The sequence below is a fragment of the Pantoea sp. MT58 genome (assembly GCF_014495885.1).
Lineage (GTDB): Bacteria > Pseudomonadota > Gammaproteobacteria > Enterobacterales > Enterobacteriaceae > Pantoea > Pantoea eucalypti.
The window spans coordinates 459,369-474,083 of record NZ_CP061083.1; the positions used below are offsets into that span (position 1 = coordinate 459,369).

The 14,715-nt window shown below is 50.6% G+C and carries 24 protein-coding genes; 21 read left to right on the forward strand and 3 right to left on the reverse strand.

Annotated features, from left to right (window positions below):
- Positions 1–145: 145 nt before the first annotated feature.
- The 21 genes from IAI47_RS02165 to IAI47_RS02265 all read left to right on the forward strand — a co-directional run bounded on the left by IAI47_RS02165 (position 146) and on the right by IAI47_RS02265 (position 11,514).
- Complete coding sequence (locus tag IAI47_RS02165; RefSeq protein ID WP_008927133.1) at positions 146–1,498, forward strand: 8-oxoguanine deaminase; 1,353 nt, start codon at positions 146–148, stop codon at positions 1,496–1,498.
- 248 nt (positions 1,499–1,746) lie between these two features.
- Complete coding sequence (gene rplN / locus IAI47_RS02170; RefSeq protein ID WP_006120590.1) at positions 1,747–2,118, forward strand: 50S ribosomal protein L14; 372 nt, start codon at positions 1,747–1,749, stop codon at positions 2,116–2,118.
- Between the two features lie 10 nt (positions 2,119–2,128).
- On the forward strand, positions 2,129–2,443 hold the full coding sequence (gene rplX, locus IAI47_RS02175; RefSeq protein WP_003850150.1) for a 50S ribosomal protein L24: 315 nt from the start codon (positions 2,129–2,131) through the stop codon (positions 2,441–2,443).
- A gap of 14 nt (positions 2,444–2,457) precedes the next feature.
- Entirely contained in the window at positions 2,458–2,997 is a 540-nt protein-coding gene (gene rplE, locus IAI47_RS02180; RefSeq protein ID WP_003850155.1) for a 50S ribosomal protein L5, read from the forward strand.
- A gap of 14 nt (positions 2,998–3,011) precedes the next feature.
- On the forward strand, positions 3,012–3,317 hold the full coding sequence (rpsN, locus tag IAI47_RS02185) for a 30S ribosomal protein S14 (RefSeq protein ID WP_008927132.1): 306 nt from the start codon (positions 3,012–3,014) through the stop codon (positions 3,315–3,317).
- Between the two features lie 32 nt (positions 3,318–3,349).
- The gene (rpsH, locus tag IAI47_RS02190) at positions 3,350–3,742 is read left to right on the forward strand and encodes a 30S ribosomal protein S8 (protein WP_003850158.1); all 393 of its coding nucleotides are present in this window, start codon (positions 3,350–3,352) and stop codon (positions 3,740–3,742) included.
- A gap of 13 nt (positions 3,743–3,755) precedes the next feature.
- On the forward strand, positions 3,756–4,289 hold the full coding sequence (gene rplF, locus IAI47_RS02195) for a 50S ribosomal protein L6 (RefSeq protein WP_003850161.1): 534 nt from the start codon (positions 3,756–3,758) through the stop codon (positions 4,287–4,289).
- 9 nt (positions 4,290–4,298) lie between these two features.
- Positions 4,299–4,652 carry a 50S ribosomal protein L18 gene (rplR, locus tag IAI47_RS02200; RefSeq protein WP_003850163.1) on the forward strand — a complete coding sequence of 118 codons (354 nt, stop codon included), beginning with the start codon at positions 4,299–4,301 and terminating at the stop codon, positions 4,650–4,652.
- Between the two features lie 14 nt (positions 4,653–4,666).
- A complete protein-coding gene (rpsE, locus tag IAI47_RS02205) occupies positions 4,667–5,167 on the forward strand; it encodes a 30S ribosomal protein S5 (protein WP_003850164.1) in 501 nt (166 codons plus the stop codon).
- 5 nt (positions 5,168–5,172) lie between these two features.
- Positions 5,173–5,352 (forward strand): 50S ribosomal protein L30, encoded by a 180-nt coding sequence (rpmD, locus tag IAI47_RS02210; protein WP_003850166.1) that lies wholly within the window; start codon positions 5,173–5,175, stop codon positions 5,350–5,352.
- 3 nt (positions 5,353–5,355) lie between these two features.
- A complete protein-coding gene (rplO, locus tag IAI47_RS02215; RefSeq protein ID WP_003850168.1) occupies positions 5,356–5,790 on the forward strand; it encodes a 50S ribosomal protein L15 in 435 nt (144 codons plus the stop codon).
- A 7-nt stretch (positions 5,791–5,797) separates the two neighbouring features.
- Positions 5,798–7,129, forward strand: a complete 1,332-nt coding sequence (gene secY / locus IAI47_RS02220) for a preprotein translocase subunit SecY (RefSeq protein ID WP_003850175.1) — start codon at positions 5,798–5,800, stop codon at positions 7,127–7,129.
- A 32-nt stretch (positions 7,130–7,161) separates the two neighbouring features.
- The gene (gene rpmJ, locus IAI47_RS02225) at positions 7,162–7,278 is read left to right on the forward strand and encodes a 50S ribosomal protein L36 (RefSeq protein ID WP_004160566.1); all 117 of its coding nucleotides are present in this window, start codon (positions 7,162–7,164) and stop codon (positions 7,276–7,278) included.
- A 146-nt stretch (positions 7,279–7,424) separates the two neighbouring features.
- Positions 7,425–7,781 carry a 30S ribosomal protein S13 gene (gene rpsM, locus IAI47_RS02230; protein WP_003850176.1) on the forward strand — a complete coding sequence of 119 codons (357 nt, stop codon included), beginning with the start codon at positions 7,425–7,427 and terminating at the stop codon, positions 7,779–7,781.
- 16 nt (positions 7,782–7,797) lie between these two features.
- A complete protein-coding gene (rpsK, locus tag IAI47_RS02235) occupies positions 7,798–8,187 on the forward strand; it encodes a 30S ribosomal protein S11 (RefSeq protein ID WP_004160563.1) in 390 nt (129 codons plus the stop codon).
- Between the two features lie 33 nt (positions 8,188–8,220).
- Positions 8,221–8,841 carry a 30S ribosomal protein S4 gene (rpsD, locus tag IAI47_RS02240; RefSeq protein WP_008927131.1) on the forward strand — a complete coding sequence of 207 codons (621 nt, stop codon included), beginning with the start codon at positions 8,221–8,223 and terminating at the stop codon, positions 8,839–8,841.
- A 25-nt stretch (positions 8,842–8,866) separates the two neighbouring features.
- Complete coding sequence (gene rpoA / locus IAI47_RS02245; protein ID WP_003850179.1) at positions 8,867–9,856, forward strand: DNA-directed RNA polymerase subunit alpha; 990 nt, start codon at positions 8,867–8,869, stop codon at positions 9,854–9,856.
- Between the two features lie 40 nt (positions 9,857–9,896).
- Positions 9,897–10,283 (forward strand): 50S ribosomal protein L17, encoded by a 387-nt coding sequence (rplQ, locus tag IAI47_RS02250; protein WP_003850180.1) that lies wholly within the window; start codon positions 9,897–9,899, stop codon positions 10,281–10,283.
- A 95-nt stretch (positions 10,284–10,378) separates the two neighbouring features.
- Positions 10,379–10,750 carry a DUF1992 domain-containing protein gene (locus IAI47_RS02255; RefSeq protein WP_008927130.1) on the forward strand — a complete coding sequence of 124 codons (372 nt, stop codon included), beginning with the start codon at positions 10,379–10,381 and terminating at the stop codon, positions 10,748–10,750.
- Entirely contained in the window at positions 10,751–11,167 is a 417-nt protein-coding gene (zntR, locus tag IAI47_RS02260) for a Zn(2+)-responsive transcriptional regulator (protein WP_003852359.1), read from the forward strand. It begins immediately after the preceding gene.
- Between the two features lie 59 nt (positions 11,168–11,226).
- Positions 11,227–11,514: an alternative ribosome-rescue factor A gene (locus IAI47_RS02265; RefSeq protein WP_008927129.1), complete on the forward strand. Its 288-nt coding sequence runs from the start codon at positions 11,227–11,229 to the stop codon at positions 11,512–11,514.
- Here IAI47_RS02265 and mscL read toward each other — a convergent pair.
- The 3 genes from mscL to rsmB all read right to left on the reverse strand — a co-directional run bounded on the left by mscL (position 11,461) and on the right by rsmB (position 14,692).
- Positions 11,461–11,871: a large-conductance mechanosensitive channel protein MscL gene (gene mscL, locus IAI47_RS02270; RefSeq protein WP_003852356.1), complete on the reverse strand. Its 411-nt coding sequence runs from the start codon at positions 11,869–11,871 to the stop codon at positions 11,461–11,463. The genes IAI47_RS02265 and mscL overlap by 54 nt on opposite strands.
- A gap of 124 nt (positions 11,872–11,995) precedes the next feature.
- Complete coding sequence (trkA, locus tag IAI47_RS02275; RefSeq protein ID WP_008927128.1) at positions 11,996–13,372, reverse strand: Trk system potassium transporter TrkA; 1,377 nt, start codon at positions 13,370–13,372, stop codon at positions 11,996–11,998.
- A gap of 18 nt (positions 13,373–13,390) precedes the next feature.
- Positions 13,391–14,692, reverse strand: a complete 1,302-nt coding sequence (gene rsmB, locus IAI47_RS02280) for a 16S rRNA (cytosine(967)-C(5))-methyltransferase RsmB (RefSeq protein ID WP_008927127.1) — start codon at positions 14,690–14,692, stop codon at positions 13,391–13,393.
- Positions 14,693–14,715: the final 23 nt, after the last annotated feature.

Below are 14,715 nucleotides of genomic sequence, written 5' to 3' on the forward strand. Positions count from 1 at the left end.
GTCGGCTACCGTTGAACGTTTTCACCGTTCACCGCACTACCTGTCACCCCAGCAACTGTCACTGCACTGCCTGCTATTGTCTCAGCCAAAAACTTGCCGCTAATATCGGATAGCACATAACCACTGACAACCCACAGGCAAGTTTATGACACGAACGCTGTTACTGAAGAATGCCGACTATGTGGTCTGCATGGATGCTGACCGTCAGGAAATACGACACGCCAGTATTTTGATAAAAGGAAATCAAATTGCTGCGGTTGGAGAAGCAGACTCATTACCTGATAACGCCGACGAGGTGATTGATCTCCAGGGACACATTGTTATTCCAGGCCTGATCAATACGCATCACCATATGTACCAGAGCCTGACCCGCGCTATTCCTGCGGTGCAAAATGGTGAACTGTTCAACTGGCTGACTCACCTCTATCCACTGTGGCAGAATTTAACGCCCGGGATGATTCAGGTGTCAACGCAGATCTCAATGGCCGAGTTGATCCTCTCCGGCTGCACCACCACCAGTGACCACCTCTATGTTTACCCTAATGGTTGTAAGCTTGACGACAGCATTGAAGCTGCATCCTTAATGGGTATGCGTTTCCATGCGAGCCGGGGCAGCATGAGTGTCGGTCAATCACAGGGTGGCCTGCCGCCCGATTCGCTGGTTGAGAGTGAAGCAGCCATTCTGAAGGATACGCAGCGGGTGATTGAGCGCTATCACGATGACAGCTATGGCTCGATGCTACGCATTGTGGTTGCGCCATGTTCACCGTTCTCGGTCAGCCGTGAGCTGATGAAGCAATCCGCTGCACTGGCACGCAGCTTCAACGTCTCTCTGCATTCGCATCTGGCGGAGAATGACAGTGATATCCAATATAGCCGCGAAAAGTTCAACATGACACCCGCGCAGTATGTTGAAGACCTCGGCTGGGTAGGCCCGGATGTCTGGCATGCACACTGCGTCAAACTGGATCAGCCCGGTATTGAGTTATTTGCGCGTACAGGGACAGGTATCGCGCACTGTCCGTGCTCAAACATGCGTCTCGGCTCGGGCATTGCGCCGATAAGGCACATGTGCGATGCCGGAGTACATGTCGGTTTGGGGGTGGATGGTTCTGCCTCCAATGACAGCGCAGATATGATGGCAGAAGTACGTCAGGCCATGCTGCTGCAACGCGTGGGGTTCGGCCCGGATGCGATGACGGCGCGTCAGGCACTCGAACTGGCGACGCTGGGGGGAGCAAAAGTGCTGAATCGCAATGACGTGGGCGCTATTGCGCCGGGCATGATGGCTGATTTGGCTATTTTTGACCTCAATCGTATTGGTCTTGCCGGGGCAGGGCACGATCCCGTTGCTGCGCTGGTATTCTGTAATCCCGGCCAGGTCGCTTACAGCATCATTAACGGTAAAGTCAGGGTGCGTAACGGAGAACTGGCCGGAATTGACCTGCCAGCCATACTGCGTCAGCATAACCAACTAGCCAGAAAGCTGGTTGATTGAGTCAGAAGGGCACTTAATTTGGAAGGCGACGAAAAATAAGGCAGATTACATTTGCTACTGTTCGCACTATTCCCTAGAATACGCCCTCCCTGTCATCAGGGAAAATCAGCGGCTCGATTGAGAGCCGTTTATTTTTTCTACCCATCTGTGAGAACCGGTGTTACAATGCCGCGCCCTCAATTATGGGGCTTTCTAACGACCTGAGGTTTAGGTCCCGAAGTAGTAGTTGACATTAGCGGAGCACTAAAATGATCCAAGAACAGACTATGCTGAACGTCGCCGACAACTCCGGTGCACGTCGCGTAATGTGTATCAAGGTTCTGGGTGGCTCGCACCGTCGCTACGCAGGCGTCGGTGACATCATCAAAGTTACCATCAAGGAAGCAATTCCTCGTGGTAAAGTCAAAAAAGGTGATGTCCTGAAGGCGGTAGTGGTGCGCACCAGGAAGGGTGTTCGTCGCCCGGACGGTTCTGTCATTCGCTTCGATGGTAATGCATGCGTTATTCTGAACAATAACAGTGAGCAGCCTATCGGTACGCGTATTTTTGGGCCGGTAACTCGTGAACTTCGTACTGAAAAGTTCATGAAAATTATCTCTCTGGCACCAGAAGTACTCTAAGGAGCGAACAATGGCAGCTAAAATCCGTCGTAACGACGAAGTTATCGTGTTAACCGGTAAAGATAAAGGTAAGCGCGGTAAAGTTAAGAATGTCCTGTCTTCTGGTAAGGTCATCGTTGAAGGTATCAACCTGGTTAAGAAACATCAGAAGCCGGTCCCGGCCCTGAACCAACCAGGCGGCATCGTTGAAAAAGAAGCTGCTATTCAGGTTTCTAACGTTGCACTGTTCAACGCGGCAACTGGTAAGGCTGACCGTGTAGGCTTTAGATTCGAAGACGGCAAAAAAGTCCGTTTCTTCAAGTCTAACAGCGAAACTATCAAGTAATTTGGAGTAGTACGATGGCGAAACTGCATGATTACTACAAAGACGAAGTAGTCCAGAAACTCATGACAGAGTTTGGCTACAATTCTGTCATGCAAGTCCCTCGGGTCGAGAAGATCACCCTGAACATGGGTGTTGGTGAAGCGATCGCTGACAAGAAACTGCTGGATAACGCAGCAGCTGACCTGGCAGCAATCTCCGGTCAAAAACCGCTGGTCACCAAAGCACGCAAATCAGTTGCAGGCTTCAAAATCCGTCAGGGCTATCCGATCGGCTGTAAAGTAACTCTGCGTGGCGAGCGCATGTGGGAGTTCTTTGAGCGTCTGGTCACCATTGCTGTTCCACGTATCCGTGACTTCCGTGGCTTGTCCGCTAAGTCATTCGATGGTCGTGGCAACTACAGCATGGGTGTACGTGAGCAGATCATCTTCCCAGAAATCGACTACGACAAAGTCGATCGCGTTCGTGGTTTGGATATCACCATTACCACTACTGCGAAATCTGATGATGAAGGCCGTGCTCTGCTGGCTGCCTTTGACTTCCCGTTCCGTAAGTAAGGTAGGGTTACTTAATGGCTAAGCAATCTATGAAAGCACGCGAAGTTAAGCGTGCAAAATTAGCAGACAAATTCTTCGCTAAACGCGCTGAACTGAAAGCGATCATCTCTGATGTGAACGCTTCCGACGAAGATCGTTGGGATGCTGTTCTGAAGCTGCAGAGTCTGCCGCGTGATTCCAGCCCTTCGCGTCAGCGTAACCGCTGCCGTCAAACAGGTCGTCCGCACGGTTTCCTGCGGAAGTTTGGGTTGAGCCGTATCAAGGTCCGCGAAGCCGCCATGCGCGGTGAAATCCCGGGCCTGAAAAAGGCTAGCTGGTAATTGTCACCAATTGAATCACGGGAGTAACACAGATGAGCATGCAAGATCCGATCGCGGATATGCTGACCCGTATCCGTAACGGTCAGGCCGCAAACAAAGTTGCGGTCACCATGCCTTCCTCCAAGCTGAAATTGGCAATTGCCAACGTTCTGAAGGAAGAAGGATATATTGAAGATTTCAAAATCGAAGGCGACATCAAGCTGGAACTGGAACTTACTCTCAAGTATTTCCAGGGCAAAGCTGTTGTAGAAAGCATTCAGCGAGTAAGCCGTCCTGGTCTGCGCATCTATAAGAAAAAAGATGAGCTGCCAAAGGTAATGGCCGGTATGGGCATCGCTGTAGTTTCTACATCTAAAGGTGTCATGACTGATCGTGCAGCGCGCCAGGCAGGTCTTGGTGGCGAAATTATCTGCTACGTAGCGTAATCGGAGGATACATATGTCTCGTGTTGCTAAAGCACCTGTCGTTGTTCCTGCCGGCGTAGAGGTAAAACTCAACGGTCAGGTAATTTCGATTAAAGGTAAAAACGGCGAGCTGACTCGTACTATCAATGATGCTGTTGAAGTTAAGCATGCTGACAACGCTCTGACTTTCGCTCCGCGCGAAGGTTTCGTTGACGGCTGGGCGCAGGCGGGTACTTCTCGCGCGCTGCTGAACGCAATGGTTATCGGTGTTACCGAAGGCTTCACTAAGAAGCTGCAGCTGGTTGGTGTAGGTTATCGTGCAGCCGTTAAAGGCGACGTGGTCAACCTGTCTCTGGGCTTTTCTCATCCAGTCGATCACCAGCTGCCCGCGGGTATCACTGCAGAATGTCCAACTCAGACTGAGATCGTGCTGAAAGGCGCTGATAAACAGCTGATTGGTCAGGTTGCAGCGGACCTGCGCGCCTACCGTCGTCCTGAGCCTTATAAAGGCAAGGGTGTCCGTTACGCCGACGAAGTCGTGCGTACCAAAGAGGCTAAGAAGAAGTAAGGTAACACTATGGATAAGAAATCTGCTCGTATCCGTCGTGCGACCCGTGCACGTCGCAAGCTCAAAGAGCTGGGTGCTACTCGCCTGGTGGTACATCGTACCCCGCGTCATATTTACGCACAGGTAATCGCCCCGAACGGTTCCGAAGTTCTGGTCGCTGCTTCTACTGTAGAAAAAGCTATCACTGAACAACTGAAGTATACCGGTAATAAAGAAGCCGCAGCTGCAGTAGGTAAAGCTATCGCAGAACGCGCAATCGAAAAAGGCATCACTGGTGTTTCTTTCGACCGTTCCGGTTTCCAATATCATGGTCGCGTCCAGGCACTGGCAGATGCTGCCCGTGAAGCTGGCCTTCAGTTCTAAGGTAGAGGTCTAAGATGGCACACATCGAGAAACAAGCTGGCGAACTGCAGGAAAAACTGATCGCGGTAAACCGTGTTTCTAAAACTGTTAAAGGTGGTCGTATCTTCTCCTTCACAGCACTGACTGTGGTAGGCGATGGTAATGGTCGCGTAGGTTTTGGTTACGGTAAAGCGCGTGAAGTTCCAGCAGCGATCCAGAAAGCGATGGAGAAAGCCCGTCGCAACATGGTTAACGTCGCGCTGACCAACGGCACCCTGCAGCACCCAGTTAAAGGTGCACACACGGGTTCCCGCGTGTTCATGCAGCCGGCTTCAGAAGGTACCGGTATTATTGCCGGTGGTGCAATGCGCGCCGTTCTGGAAGTCGCTGGAGTTCATAACGTACTGGCAAAAGCGTATGGTTCTACAAACCCGATTAACGTGGTTCGTGCAACTATCGATGGCCTGGGCAATATGAAATCTCCGGAAATGGTCGCTGCTAAGCGTGGTAAATCCGTTGAAGAAATTCTGGGGTAATCACGATGGCTAAGACTATTAAAATCACTCAAACCCGTAGTTCAATCGGCCGCTTGCCTAAGCATAAAGCCACTCTGGTTGGCCTGGGTCTGCGTCGTATTGGCCACACCGTTGAGCGTGAAGACACGCCAGCAGTACGCGGTATGGTCAACGCGGTTTCCTATATGGTTAAAGTGGAGGAGTAAGAGATGCGTTTAAATACTCTGTCTCCGGCCGAAGGGTCTAAGCACGCTACCAAGCGTCTGGGTCGTGGTATCGGTTCTGGCCTCGGAAAAACCGGTGGTCGTGGTCACAAAGGTCAGAACTCACGTTCTGGCGGTGGCGTACGTCGCGGTTTCGAAGGTGGTCAGATGCCTCTGTACCGTCGTCTGCCGAAGTTCGGTTTCACCTCTCGCAAAGCAATGATCACCACAGAGATTCGTCTGTCTGATCTGGCGAAAGTTGAAGGCGGTATCGTCGACCTGAACGCGCTGAAAGCAGCCAACATTGTCGGTGTTCAGATTGAATTCGTTAAAGTAATTCTGTCTGGTGAAGTTTCTACACCGGTAACGGTTCGCGGTCTGCGTGTCACCAAAGGTGCACGTGCTGCAATCGAAGCTGCTGGCGGTAAAATCGAGGAATAAGTAGCAGATGGCTAAACAACCGGGATTAGATTTTCAAAGTGCCAAAGGTGGCTTTGGTGAGCTGAAACGCAGACTGCTGTTTGTAATCGGCGCACTCATTGTCTTCCGTATTGGCTCTTTTATTCCAATCCCTGGTATTGATGCCACTGTACTTGCCAAACTGCTTGAGCAACAGCGTGGCACCATCATTGAAATGTTTAACATGTTCTCTGGTGGTGCTCTCAGCCGTGCTTCTATTTTCGCACTGGGCATCATGCCGTATATTTCGGCATCGATTATTATCCAGTTATTAACGGTGGTTCACCCAGCGTTAGCGGAAATTAAGAAAGAAGGGGAGGCTGGCCGTCGTAAGATTAGCCAGTACACCCGATACGGTACGTTGGTATTGGCCATATTCCAGTCGATCGGTATTGCTACCGGTCTGCCGAATATGCCAGGGATGCAAGGCCTGGTAATGAATCCAGGCTTTGCTTTCTACTTTACCGCTGTTGTGAGTCTGGTCTCGGGAACGATGTTCCTGATGTGGCTGGGCGAACAGATTACTGAACGTGGTATCGGTAACGGTATTTCGATCATTATCTTCGCAGGTATTGTTGCGGGTCTCCCGCCGGCCATTGGCCATACCATCGAGCAAGCGCGGCAAGGCGACCTGCACTTCCTTCTGTTGCTGTTGGTTGCAGTACTCGTATTCGCAGTGACCTTCTTTGTTATCTTCGTTGAACGTGGTCAACGCCGCATTGTGGTGAACTACGCAAAACGTCAGCAGGGTCGTCGCGTTTACGCTGCACAGAGCACACATTTACCGTTGAAAGTGAACATGGCGGGTGTTATTCCAGCTATCTTCGCTTCCAGCATTATTCTGTTCCCGGCAACGATTGCATCGTGGTTTGGGGGCGGTACCGGTTGGAACTGGCTGACAACAATTTCGCTGTATTTGCAGCCAGGACAGCCGCTTTATGTGCTACTCTATGCGACTGCAATCATCTTCTTCTGTTTCTTCTATACGGCGTTGGTTTTCAACCCACGTGAAACAGCAGATAACCTGAAGAAGTCTGGTGCATTCGTACCGGGAATTCGTCCGGGAGAGCAAACGGCGAAGTATATTGATAAAGTAATGACGCGACTGACCTTAATCGGCGCCCTGTACATTACGTTTATCTGCCTTATCCCGGAGTTCATGCGTGATGCGATGAAGGTTCCCTTCTACTTTGGCGGTACGTCACTGCTTATCGTAGTTGTCGTCATCATGGACTTTATGGCTCAAGTGCAAACTCTGATGATGTCAAGTCAGTACGAGTCGGCACTGAAGAAAGCTAACCTGAAAGGCTACGGCCGTTAATTCAGTTGGTTGAGAAGTTACGGAGAGTAAAAATGAAAGTTCGTGCTTCCGTCAAGAAATTATGTCGTAACTGCAAAATCATTCGTCGCGACGGTGTCGTCCGTGTGATTTGTAGCGCCGAGCCTAAGCATAAACAGCGCCAAGGCTGATTTTGTCACATATTTTTCTTGCAAAGTCGGGTTGAGCTGGCTAGATTAGCCAGCCAATCTTTTGTATGTCAGTGCGTTTCCATTTGAGTATCCTGAAAACGGGCTTTTCAGCATGGGACGTGCTTGTTTAATTATAGGAGTGCATAGTGGCCCGTATAGCAGGCATTAACATTCCTGATCAAAAACATACCGTTATCGCATTAACTTCGATCTTCGGTATCGGTAAAACCCGTTCAAAAGCCATCTGCGCTTCAACGGGTATTGCTGAAAATGTTAAGATCAGTGAGCTGTCTGAAGAACAAATTGATCAGCTGCGTGATGCAGTTGCGAAATTCGTTGTAGAAGGTGATCTGCGCCGTGAAATCACCCTGAGCATCAAGCGTCTTATGGACCTTGGTTGCTACCGTGGTTTGCGCCATCGTCGTGGTCTTCCGGTTCGCGGTCAGCGTACTAAGACCAACGCACGTACCCGTAAGGGTCCGCGTAAACCGATCAAGAAATAATCGGGGTGAGTAAATAATGGCAAAGGCACCAGTTCGTGCACGCAAGCGTGTAAGAAAACAAGTCTCAGATGGCGTGGCTCATGTCCATGCTTCTTTTAACAACACCATCGTTACCATTACTGATCGTCAGGGTAACGCACTGGGTTGGGCAACCGCCGGTGGTTCCGGTTTCCGCGGTTCACGTAAATCCACTCCGTTTGCTGCTCAGGTCGCTGCAGAGCGCTGTGCAGAAGCGGTAAAAGATTACGGAATTAAGAACCTGGAAGTTATGGTAAAGGGTCCGGGTCCAGGACGCGAATCTACGATTCGTGCTTTGAACGCCGCTGGTTTCCGCATCACTAATATTACTGATGTGACTCCGATCCCTCATAACGGTTGTCGTCCGCCGAAAAAACGTCGCGTATAACGCCCGTTTTTTTAGGATAGTTGGAGAAAGAAAATGGCAAGATATTTGGGTCCTAAGCTCAAGCTGAGCCGTCGTGAGGGCACTGACTTATTCCTTAAGTCTGGCGTTCGCGCGATTGATTCCAAGTGTAAGATTGAACAAGCCCCTGGTCAGCATGGTGCGCGTAAACCGCGTCTGTCTGATTACGGCGGTCAGTTACGTGAAAAGCAGAAAGTTCGTCGTATCTACGGCGTGCTGGAGCGTCAGTTCCGTAACTATTATAAAGAAGCAGCTCGTCTGAAAGGCAACACCGGTGAAAACCTGTTGGCTCTGCTGGAAGGTCGTCTGGACAACGTAGTTTATCGTATGGGCTTTGGTGCCACTCGTGCAGAAGCACGTCAGCTGGTGAGCCATAAGTCTGTTCTGGTAAATGGCCGCGTTGTTAACATCGCTTCTTATCAGGTATCTCCGAATGATGTCGTTAGCATCCGTGAGAAAGCCAAAAAGCAATCTCGCGTGAAGGCCGCTCTGGAGCTGGCTGAGCAGCGTGAAAAGCCAACCTGGCTGGAAGTTGATGCGACTAAGATGGAAGGTGTGTTCAAGCGTATTCCTGAACGTACTGATCTGTCTGCGGACATTAACGAACACCTGATCGTCGAGCTTTACTCCAAGTAAGGCTTAGTACCAAAGAGAGGACACAATGCAGGGTTCTGTGACAGAGTTTCTAAAACCGCGCCTGGTAGATATCGAGCAAGTGAGTTCGACGCACGCCAAGGTGACCCTTGAGCCTTTAGAGCGTGGCTTTGGCCATACTCTTGGTAACGCACTGCGCCGTATTCTGCTTTCATCCATGCCGGGTTGCGCGGTGACCGAGGTTGAAATTGATGGTGTACTTCATGAGTACAGCACCAAAGAGGGCGTACAGGAAGATATCCTGGAAATCCTGCTCAACCTGAAAGGGCTGGCGGTAAGAGTTCAGGGTAAAGATGAAGTTATTCTGACCCTGAATAAATCTGGCATTGGCCCTGTGACTGCAGCCGACATTACCCATGATGGTGATGTCGAAATCGTCAAGCCTCAGCATGTCATTTGCCATCTGACCGATGAGAACGCTGCTATCAGCATGCGTATCAAAGTTCAGCGTGGACGTGGCTATGTGCCGGCTTCTGCCCGAATTCATTCGGAAGAAGATGAGCGCCCAATCGGCCGCCTGTTAGTTGACGCTTGCTACAGCCCTGTAGACCGTATCGCCTACAATGTTGAAGCAGCGCGTGTAGAGCAGCGCACCGACCTGGACAAGCTGGTCATCGAAATGGAAACCAACGGCACAATCGATCCTGAAGAGGCGATTCGTCGTGCGGCAACCATTCTGGCTGAACAACTTGAAGCTTTCGTTGACTTACGTGATGTACGTCAGCCGGAAGTTAAAGAAGAGAAACCAGAATTCGATCCGATCCTGCTGCGCCCTGTTGACGATCTGGAATTGACTGTCCGCTCTGCTAACTGCCTTAAGGCAGAAGCTATCCACTACATCGGTGATCTGGTACAGCGTACCGAGGTTGAGCTGCTTAAAACGCCTAACCTTGGTAAAAAATCTCTTACCGAGATTAAAGATGTGCTGGCTTCGCGTGGTCTTTCTCTGGGCATGCGCCTTGAGAACTGGCCGCCAGCAAGCATTGCTGATGAATAATCAGATCACAGGTTAAGGTTTCACTGAGAAGGATAAGGTCATGCGCCATCGTAAGAGTGGTCGTCAACTGAACCGCAACAGCAGCCATCGTCAGGCTATGTTCCGCAACATGGCCGGTTCTCTGGTTCGTCATGAGATCATCAAAACGACTCTGCCGAAAGCCAAAGAACTGCGTCGCGTAGTTGAGCCGCTGATTACTCTTGCCAAGACCGACAGCGTAGCTAATCGTCGTCTGGCATTCGCCCGTACTCGTGATAACGAGATCGTGGCAAAACTGTTTAATGAGTTAGGCCCGCGTTTCGCGAGCCGTGCCGGTGGTTACACTCGTATTCTGAAGTGTGGCTTCCGTGCTGGTGACAACGCTCCGATGGCTTACATCGAGCTCGTTGATCGTCCAGAAGCTCAAGCAGAAGCAGCTGCAGAGTAATCTGTAGCAACGTAAAAAACCCGCTTCGGCGGGTTTTTTATTGCCTGCAATTTATTACCTTAGAACGTAGTCTTTTATGTTCAAAGGAGCTAACTATGTGGCTGGTTGATGAACTTGCTGAACAGCATATCAAAGCAGCGTTAGAAAAAGGCGAGCTGAGCAATCTTCCTGGCTCAGGTAAGCCACTGCAGCTGGATGATGACAGCCATGTTCCGCCCGAATTAAGAGCAGGTTACCGGTTGCTCAAAAATTCAGGATTTCTGCCGCCTGAACTTGAGTTAAGACGCGAAGCCATGGAAGTTAACGATCTTATTTGTCAGCTCGATCCAGAGGATCATCGCTATCAGGATCATTGTCATCGGCTGCAGGTTCTGGAGCTAAGATTACGTCAGGCAGGTATGAGTACCGATTTTCTTCATGGCCGTTATTCCACAGCCATCCAGCATCATTTCCGTGAGGAGAAGTAAATGTTTCGCATTGGCCAGCTAGCTAAGCTTGCAGATGTCACGCCAGACACGATTCGCTTCTATGAAAAACAACAGATGATGGATCATGATGGTCGGACAGAAGGCGGTTTTCGACTTTATAGCGAGAGTGATCTTCAGCGTCTGAAATTTATTCGCTACGGGCGCAAACTCGGCTTTAGCCTTGAAGCCATCAGAGAGCTGCTCTCGATCCGGGTCGATCCTGTGCATCACACCTGTCAGGAATCAAAAGCGATCGTTGAAAAACGGCTGTATGAAGTTGCTCAAATGATCGCAGAATTAGAAACGATGCAGCGTTCTCTGCGACATCTCTCGGATGCCTGTTGTGGAGACAGCCACACTAGCGTTTCGTGCTCAATTCTTGAGGCACTGGAGCGGGGAGAGGCTTTGAGCAAATAAGGATATTGTTATTTTGCTGCAAAAGAATAAAGTATCAGACCTTATAAACAGGAGGCGTCATGAGTAAATATCAGCACACCAAAGGGCAAATTCGCGACAACGCGATTCAGGCCCTCTTACACGACCCGCTATTTCGGCAACGTATTGAGCAGAAGCAAAAAGGTAAAGGCAGTTTTAAGCGAAAAGAGAAACATGGCAAGGGGACTGGATGGGAGGGCAGTGATAAGAAAGCGTCTTATCACTGCCCTTCTGCTTTTACGGTTAAAAAAACCGCCTGTGCGGCGGCTTATCAACTATACCCGCGTGTTTTGCTGTTTAAGCAGATCGCGGATTTCAGTCAGCAGTAATTCTTCGTTCGTTGGTTTCGCAACGGGCTTTTCAACTTCCTTTTTCTTATACAGACGGTTCATTAACTTGATCGCCATGAAGATTGCGAAAGCGATGATGACGAAATCGAAGATGGTCTGAAGGAAGATACCGTATTGCATTACAACGGCTGGCGCATCACCAACTGCGGGCTTAAGTACCCACTGGAATGATTTAAAGTCGACACCACCGATCAGCAAGCCCAATGGTGGCATAATGATGTTGGCGACCAGCGATGAAACGATTTTCCCGAAGGCCGCACCGATGATAACACCGACGGCGAGATCCATCACATTACCGCGCATCGCGAAATCGCGAAACTCTTTGATTAAACTCATACTTATCTCCTTGCCTAAGCCAATGTCATAAAGTTTAACAAACCTTACTGTTTTTGCCATCAACTCAGCGATTTAAGCGGCACTTTCACGCGTCTCGTACTTTTTATGCCTGTAAATGCGGCATTTACAGGAAAAATGGACTTGGCTGAAAGAGACGTTCAACGTCTGAGACAAATTTCTTGTCGGTGAGGAACATGATGACATGATCTCCTTGTTCAATACGCAGATTGTCATTGGCAATCATCACATCGTCACCGCGAACCACTGCGCCGATAATGGTCCCTGGCGGTAATTTGATATCATCAATTGAACGGCCGACCACGCGTGAAGTGGATTCGTCACCATGCGCTATTGCTTCGATTGCCTCTGCAATACCGCGTCGCAGTGACGATACACCCACGATATCTGCTTTGCGCACATGGCCCAGCAGAGCAGAGATAGTGGCCTGCTGAGGTGAAATAGCAATATCGATGACGCTGCCCTGCACCAGATCGACATACGCACGACGCTGAATAAGCACCATAACTTTCTTCGCCCCCATCTTTTTTGCCAGCATGGCTGACATGATGTTGGCTTCATCATCATTGGTGACGGCAATAAACAGATCAACCTGCTCAACGTGCTCTTCCGCCAGCAACTCCTGATCGGACGCATCGCCATAAAAAACTACCGTGTCATGCAGATGTTCTGCAAGTTCGGCTGCGCGCTGAGCATTACGTTCAATCAGCTTAACGCTGTAATGTTTCTCAAGACGCTGTGCCAGACCGAAACCAATGTTACCGCCACCCACCAGCATAATCCGCTTGTAGGGTTTCTCCAGCCGTTGCATCTCGCTCATTACGGCACGAATATTCTGGCTGGCCGCGATGAAAAAGACTTCATCACCCGCTTCAACAATGGTTGATCCCTGCGGACGAATGGGCCGGTCCTGACGAAAGATAGCGGCTACTCGGGTATCAATGTGTGGCATATGCTCACGCATAATGGAGAGCGGATTGCCCACCAGTGGTCCACCATAATAGGCTTTCACCACCGCAAGGCTGACTTTGCCCTCAGCAAAGTTAACCACCTGCAACGCGCCAGGATACTGGATTAAACGGTAGATATTTTCGATCACCAACTGTTCCGGTGAGATCAGGTGATCAATGGGCACCGCTTCAGGAATAAATAACTTGTCCGCATCACGCAGATAGTCGGCCGCGCGAATCCGGGCGATACGGTTCGGCGTGTTGAAAAGCGAATAAGCAATCTGGCAGGCAATCATGTTGGTTTCGTCGGAGTTGGTAACGGCAACCAGCATGTCGGCATCTTCCGCGCCTGCCTCCCGCAAAATGCGCGGATGAGAACCATGACCCTGTACGACGCGCAGATCGAATTTATCCTGCAGATGACGCAGGCGAGAAGAGTCGGTATCCACCACCGTGATATCGTTGTTTTCACCGACCAGATTTTCTGCCAGGGTACCGCCAACCTGACCTGCGCCCAGAATGATTATTTTCATCGCTTATCAATACTCATCTCAGTTTGTACCCGATTTCTTTATCAGCTTAGCGTAGAAGAAACCATCTCCGCCTTCGGCTTGCGGGAATACCTGTAGGCCATTCGCGGGTGCATCCCTGAGGGGAACGGCTTGTGCATCGTGCTGGCGCTGCAGGAAAGCATCTATCTGCTGATGATTCTCTTCAGGCAGGATGGAACAGGTAGCATAAATCAGCGTACCGCCTGGTTTCAGGTGCGGCCAGACAGCATTAAGAATTTCAGACTGAAGCTTTGCCAGCTCGGCGATATCACGATCGCGACGCAGCCACTTGATGTCTGGATGACGTCGGATCACTCCGGTAGCAGAGCAGGGGGCATCCAGCAGAATTCGGTCAAACTGCCGATCACCGCACCACTGCTGCGGCGTCCGTCCATCACCCTGTTTAACATCTGCTTTCATGCCCAGTCGCTGCAGATTTTCCTCAACGCGTTTAAGGCGCTGTGCATCTACGTCGACGGCCATGACTTCTGCTTCCGGCGCGATTTCGAGAATATGGGTCGTTTTACCGCCGGGTGCAGCACATAGATCCAGAATCTGTTCGCCGTTTTGGGGTTCAAGCAGCAAAGCACAGCGCTGAGCGGACAAATCCTGCACGGTCACCCAACCCTGCCCGAAGCCTGGTAACTGACTGACCGGAGCAGGGGCATCGAGCCGCAGTGCATCCGGCACATCGTCAGCAGGCTGTGCATTCCTGCCACTTTCAGTCAGCAGGGCCAGCCATGCATCACGTTCGTGGTGCTGTTGGTTAACCCGCAACCACATCGGCGGACGCTGGTTATTGGCTTCGACGATCTGCTGCCACTGTTCTGGCCAGGCATGCTGCAATCGCTTTAGCAGCCATCCCGGATGCAGATACCGCTGCGGGCCATCCTGAATGCTGGCGAGCAGCTCTTCGCGCTGGCGCTGAAACTGGCGTAATACACCATTTAATAAGCCTTTCAGGCTGGTGCGCTTCAGGACTTCGGCCCCTGCGACAGTTTCTGCCAGTGCGGCGTGAGCAGGCACGCGTGTATATTCCAGCTGGTAAAGCCCGACCATGATCAGATAGTGCAGAACCCGCTGTTTACCGGTAAGGGGACGCGCCATCAGTTTACCGATTAGCGCTTCAAGCTGCGGTAATGTACGCAACACGCCAAAACAGATCTCCTGCACTAACGCGCTATCTTTGTCAGAGAGTTTTTTCTGAGCGGCAGGCAGTGCCGTGTTCAGGGATTCGCCCTTGTCGACAACGCGCTCAATAAGTTGGGCGGAGAGGCTACGCAGGTTGATTGATTTAGTCATAGGGTTTTGTCATCAAACAAAAG

What these genes read in the sequence shown, in the direction of transcription:
- IAI47_RS02165 (WP_008927133.1), top strand. Translation starts at nt 146, where the DNA reads ATGACACGAACGCTGTTACTGAAGAATGCCGACTATGTGGTCTGCATG.
- rplN (WP_006120590.1), top strand. Translation starts at nt 1,747, where the DNA reads ATGATCCAAGAACAGACTATGCTGAACGTCGCCGACAACTCCGGTGCA.
- rplX (WP_003850150.1), top strand. Translation starts at nt 2,129, where the DNA reads ATGGCAGCTAAAATCCGTCGTAACGACGAAGTTATCGTGTTAACCGGT.
- rplE (WP_003850155.1), top strand. Translation starts at nt 2,458, where the DNA reads ATGGCGAAACTGCATGATTACTACAAAGACGAAGTAGTCCAGAAACTC.
- rpsN (WP_008927132.1), top strand. Translation starts at nt 3,012, where the DNA reads ATGGCTAAGCAATCTATGAAAGCACGCGAAGTTAAGCGTGCAAAATTA.
- rpsH (WP_003850158.1), top strand. Translation starts at nt 3,350, where the DNA reads ATGAGCATGCAAGATCCGATCGCGGATATGCTGACCCGTATCCGTAAC.
- rplF (WP_003850161.1), top strand. Translation starts at nt 3,756, where the DNA reads ATGTCTCGTGTTGCTAAAGCACCTGTCGTTGTTCCTGCCGGCGTAGAG.
- rplR (WP_003850163.1), top strand. Translation starts at nt 4,299, where the DNA reads ATGGATAAGAAATCTGCTCGTATCCGTCGTGCGACCCGTGCACGTCGC.
- rpsE (WP_003850164.1), top strand. Translation starts at nt 4,667, where the DNA reads ATGGCACACATCGAGAAACAAGCTGGCGAACTGCAGGAAAAACTGATC.
- rpmD (WP_003850166.1), top strand. Translation starts at nt 5,173, where the DNA reads ATGGCTAAGACTATTAAAATCACTCAAACCCGTAGTTCAATCGGCCGC.
- rplO (WP_003850168.1), top strand. Translation starts at nt 5,356, where the DNA reads ATGCGTTTAAATACTCTGTCTCCGGCCGAAGGGTCTAAGCACGCTACC.
- secY (WP_003850175.1), top strand. Translation starts at nt 5,798, where the DNA reads ATGGCTAAACAACCGGGATTAGATTTTCAAAGTGCCAAAGGTGGCTTT.
- rpmJ (WP_004160566.1), top strand. Translation starts at nt 7,162, where the DNA reads ATGAAAGTTCGTGCTTCCGTCAAGAAATTATGTCGTAACTGCAAAATC.
- rpsK (WP_004160563.1), top strand. Translation starts at nt 7,798, where the DNA reads ATGGCAAAGGCACCAGTTCGTGCACGCAAGCGTGTAAGAAAACAAGTC.
- rpsD (WP_008927131.1), top strand. Translation starts at nt 8,221, where the DNA reads ATGGCAAGATATTTGGGTCCTAAGCTCAAGCTGAGCCGTCGTGAGGGC.
- rpoA (WP_003850179.1), top strand. Translation starts at nt 8,867, where the DNA reads ATGCAGGGTTCTGTGACAGAGTTTCTAAAACCGCGCCTGGTAGATATC.
- rplQ (WP_003850180.1), top strand. Translation starts at nt 9,897, where the DNA reads ATGCGCCATCGTAAGAGTGGTCGTCAACTGAACCGCAACAGCAGCCAT.
- IAI47_RS02255 (WP_008927130.1), top strand. Translation starts at nt 10,379, where the DNA reads ATGTGGCTGGTTGATGAACTTGCTGAACAGCATATCAAAGCAGCGTTA.
- zntR (WP_003852359.1), top strand. Translation starts at nt 10,751, where the DNA reads ATGTTTCGCATTGGCCAGCTAGCTAAGCTTGCAGATGTCACGCCAGAC.
- IAI47_RS02265 (WP_008927129.1), top strand. Translation starts at nt 11,227, where the DNA reads ATGAGTAAATATCAGCACACCAAAGGGCAAATTCGCGACAACGCGATT.
- mscL (WP_003852356.1), bottom strand. Translation starts at nt 11,871, where the DNA reads ATGAGTTTAATCAAAGAGTTTCGCGATTTCGCGATGCGCGGTAATGTG.
- trkA (WP_008927128.1), bottom strand. Translation starts at nt 13,372, where the DNA reads ATGAAAATAATCATTCTGGGCGCAGGTCAGGTTGGCGGTACCCTGGCA.
- rsmB (WP_008927127.1), bottom strand. Translation starts at nt 14,692, where the DNA reads ATGACTAAATCAATCAACCTGCGTAGCCTCTCCGCCCAACTTATTGAG.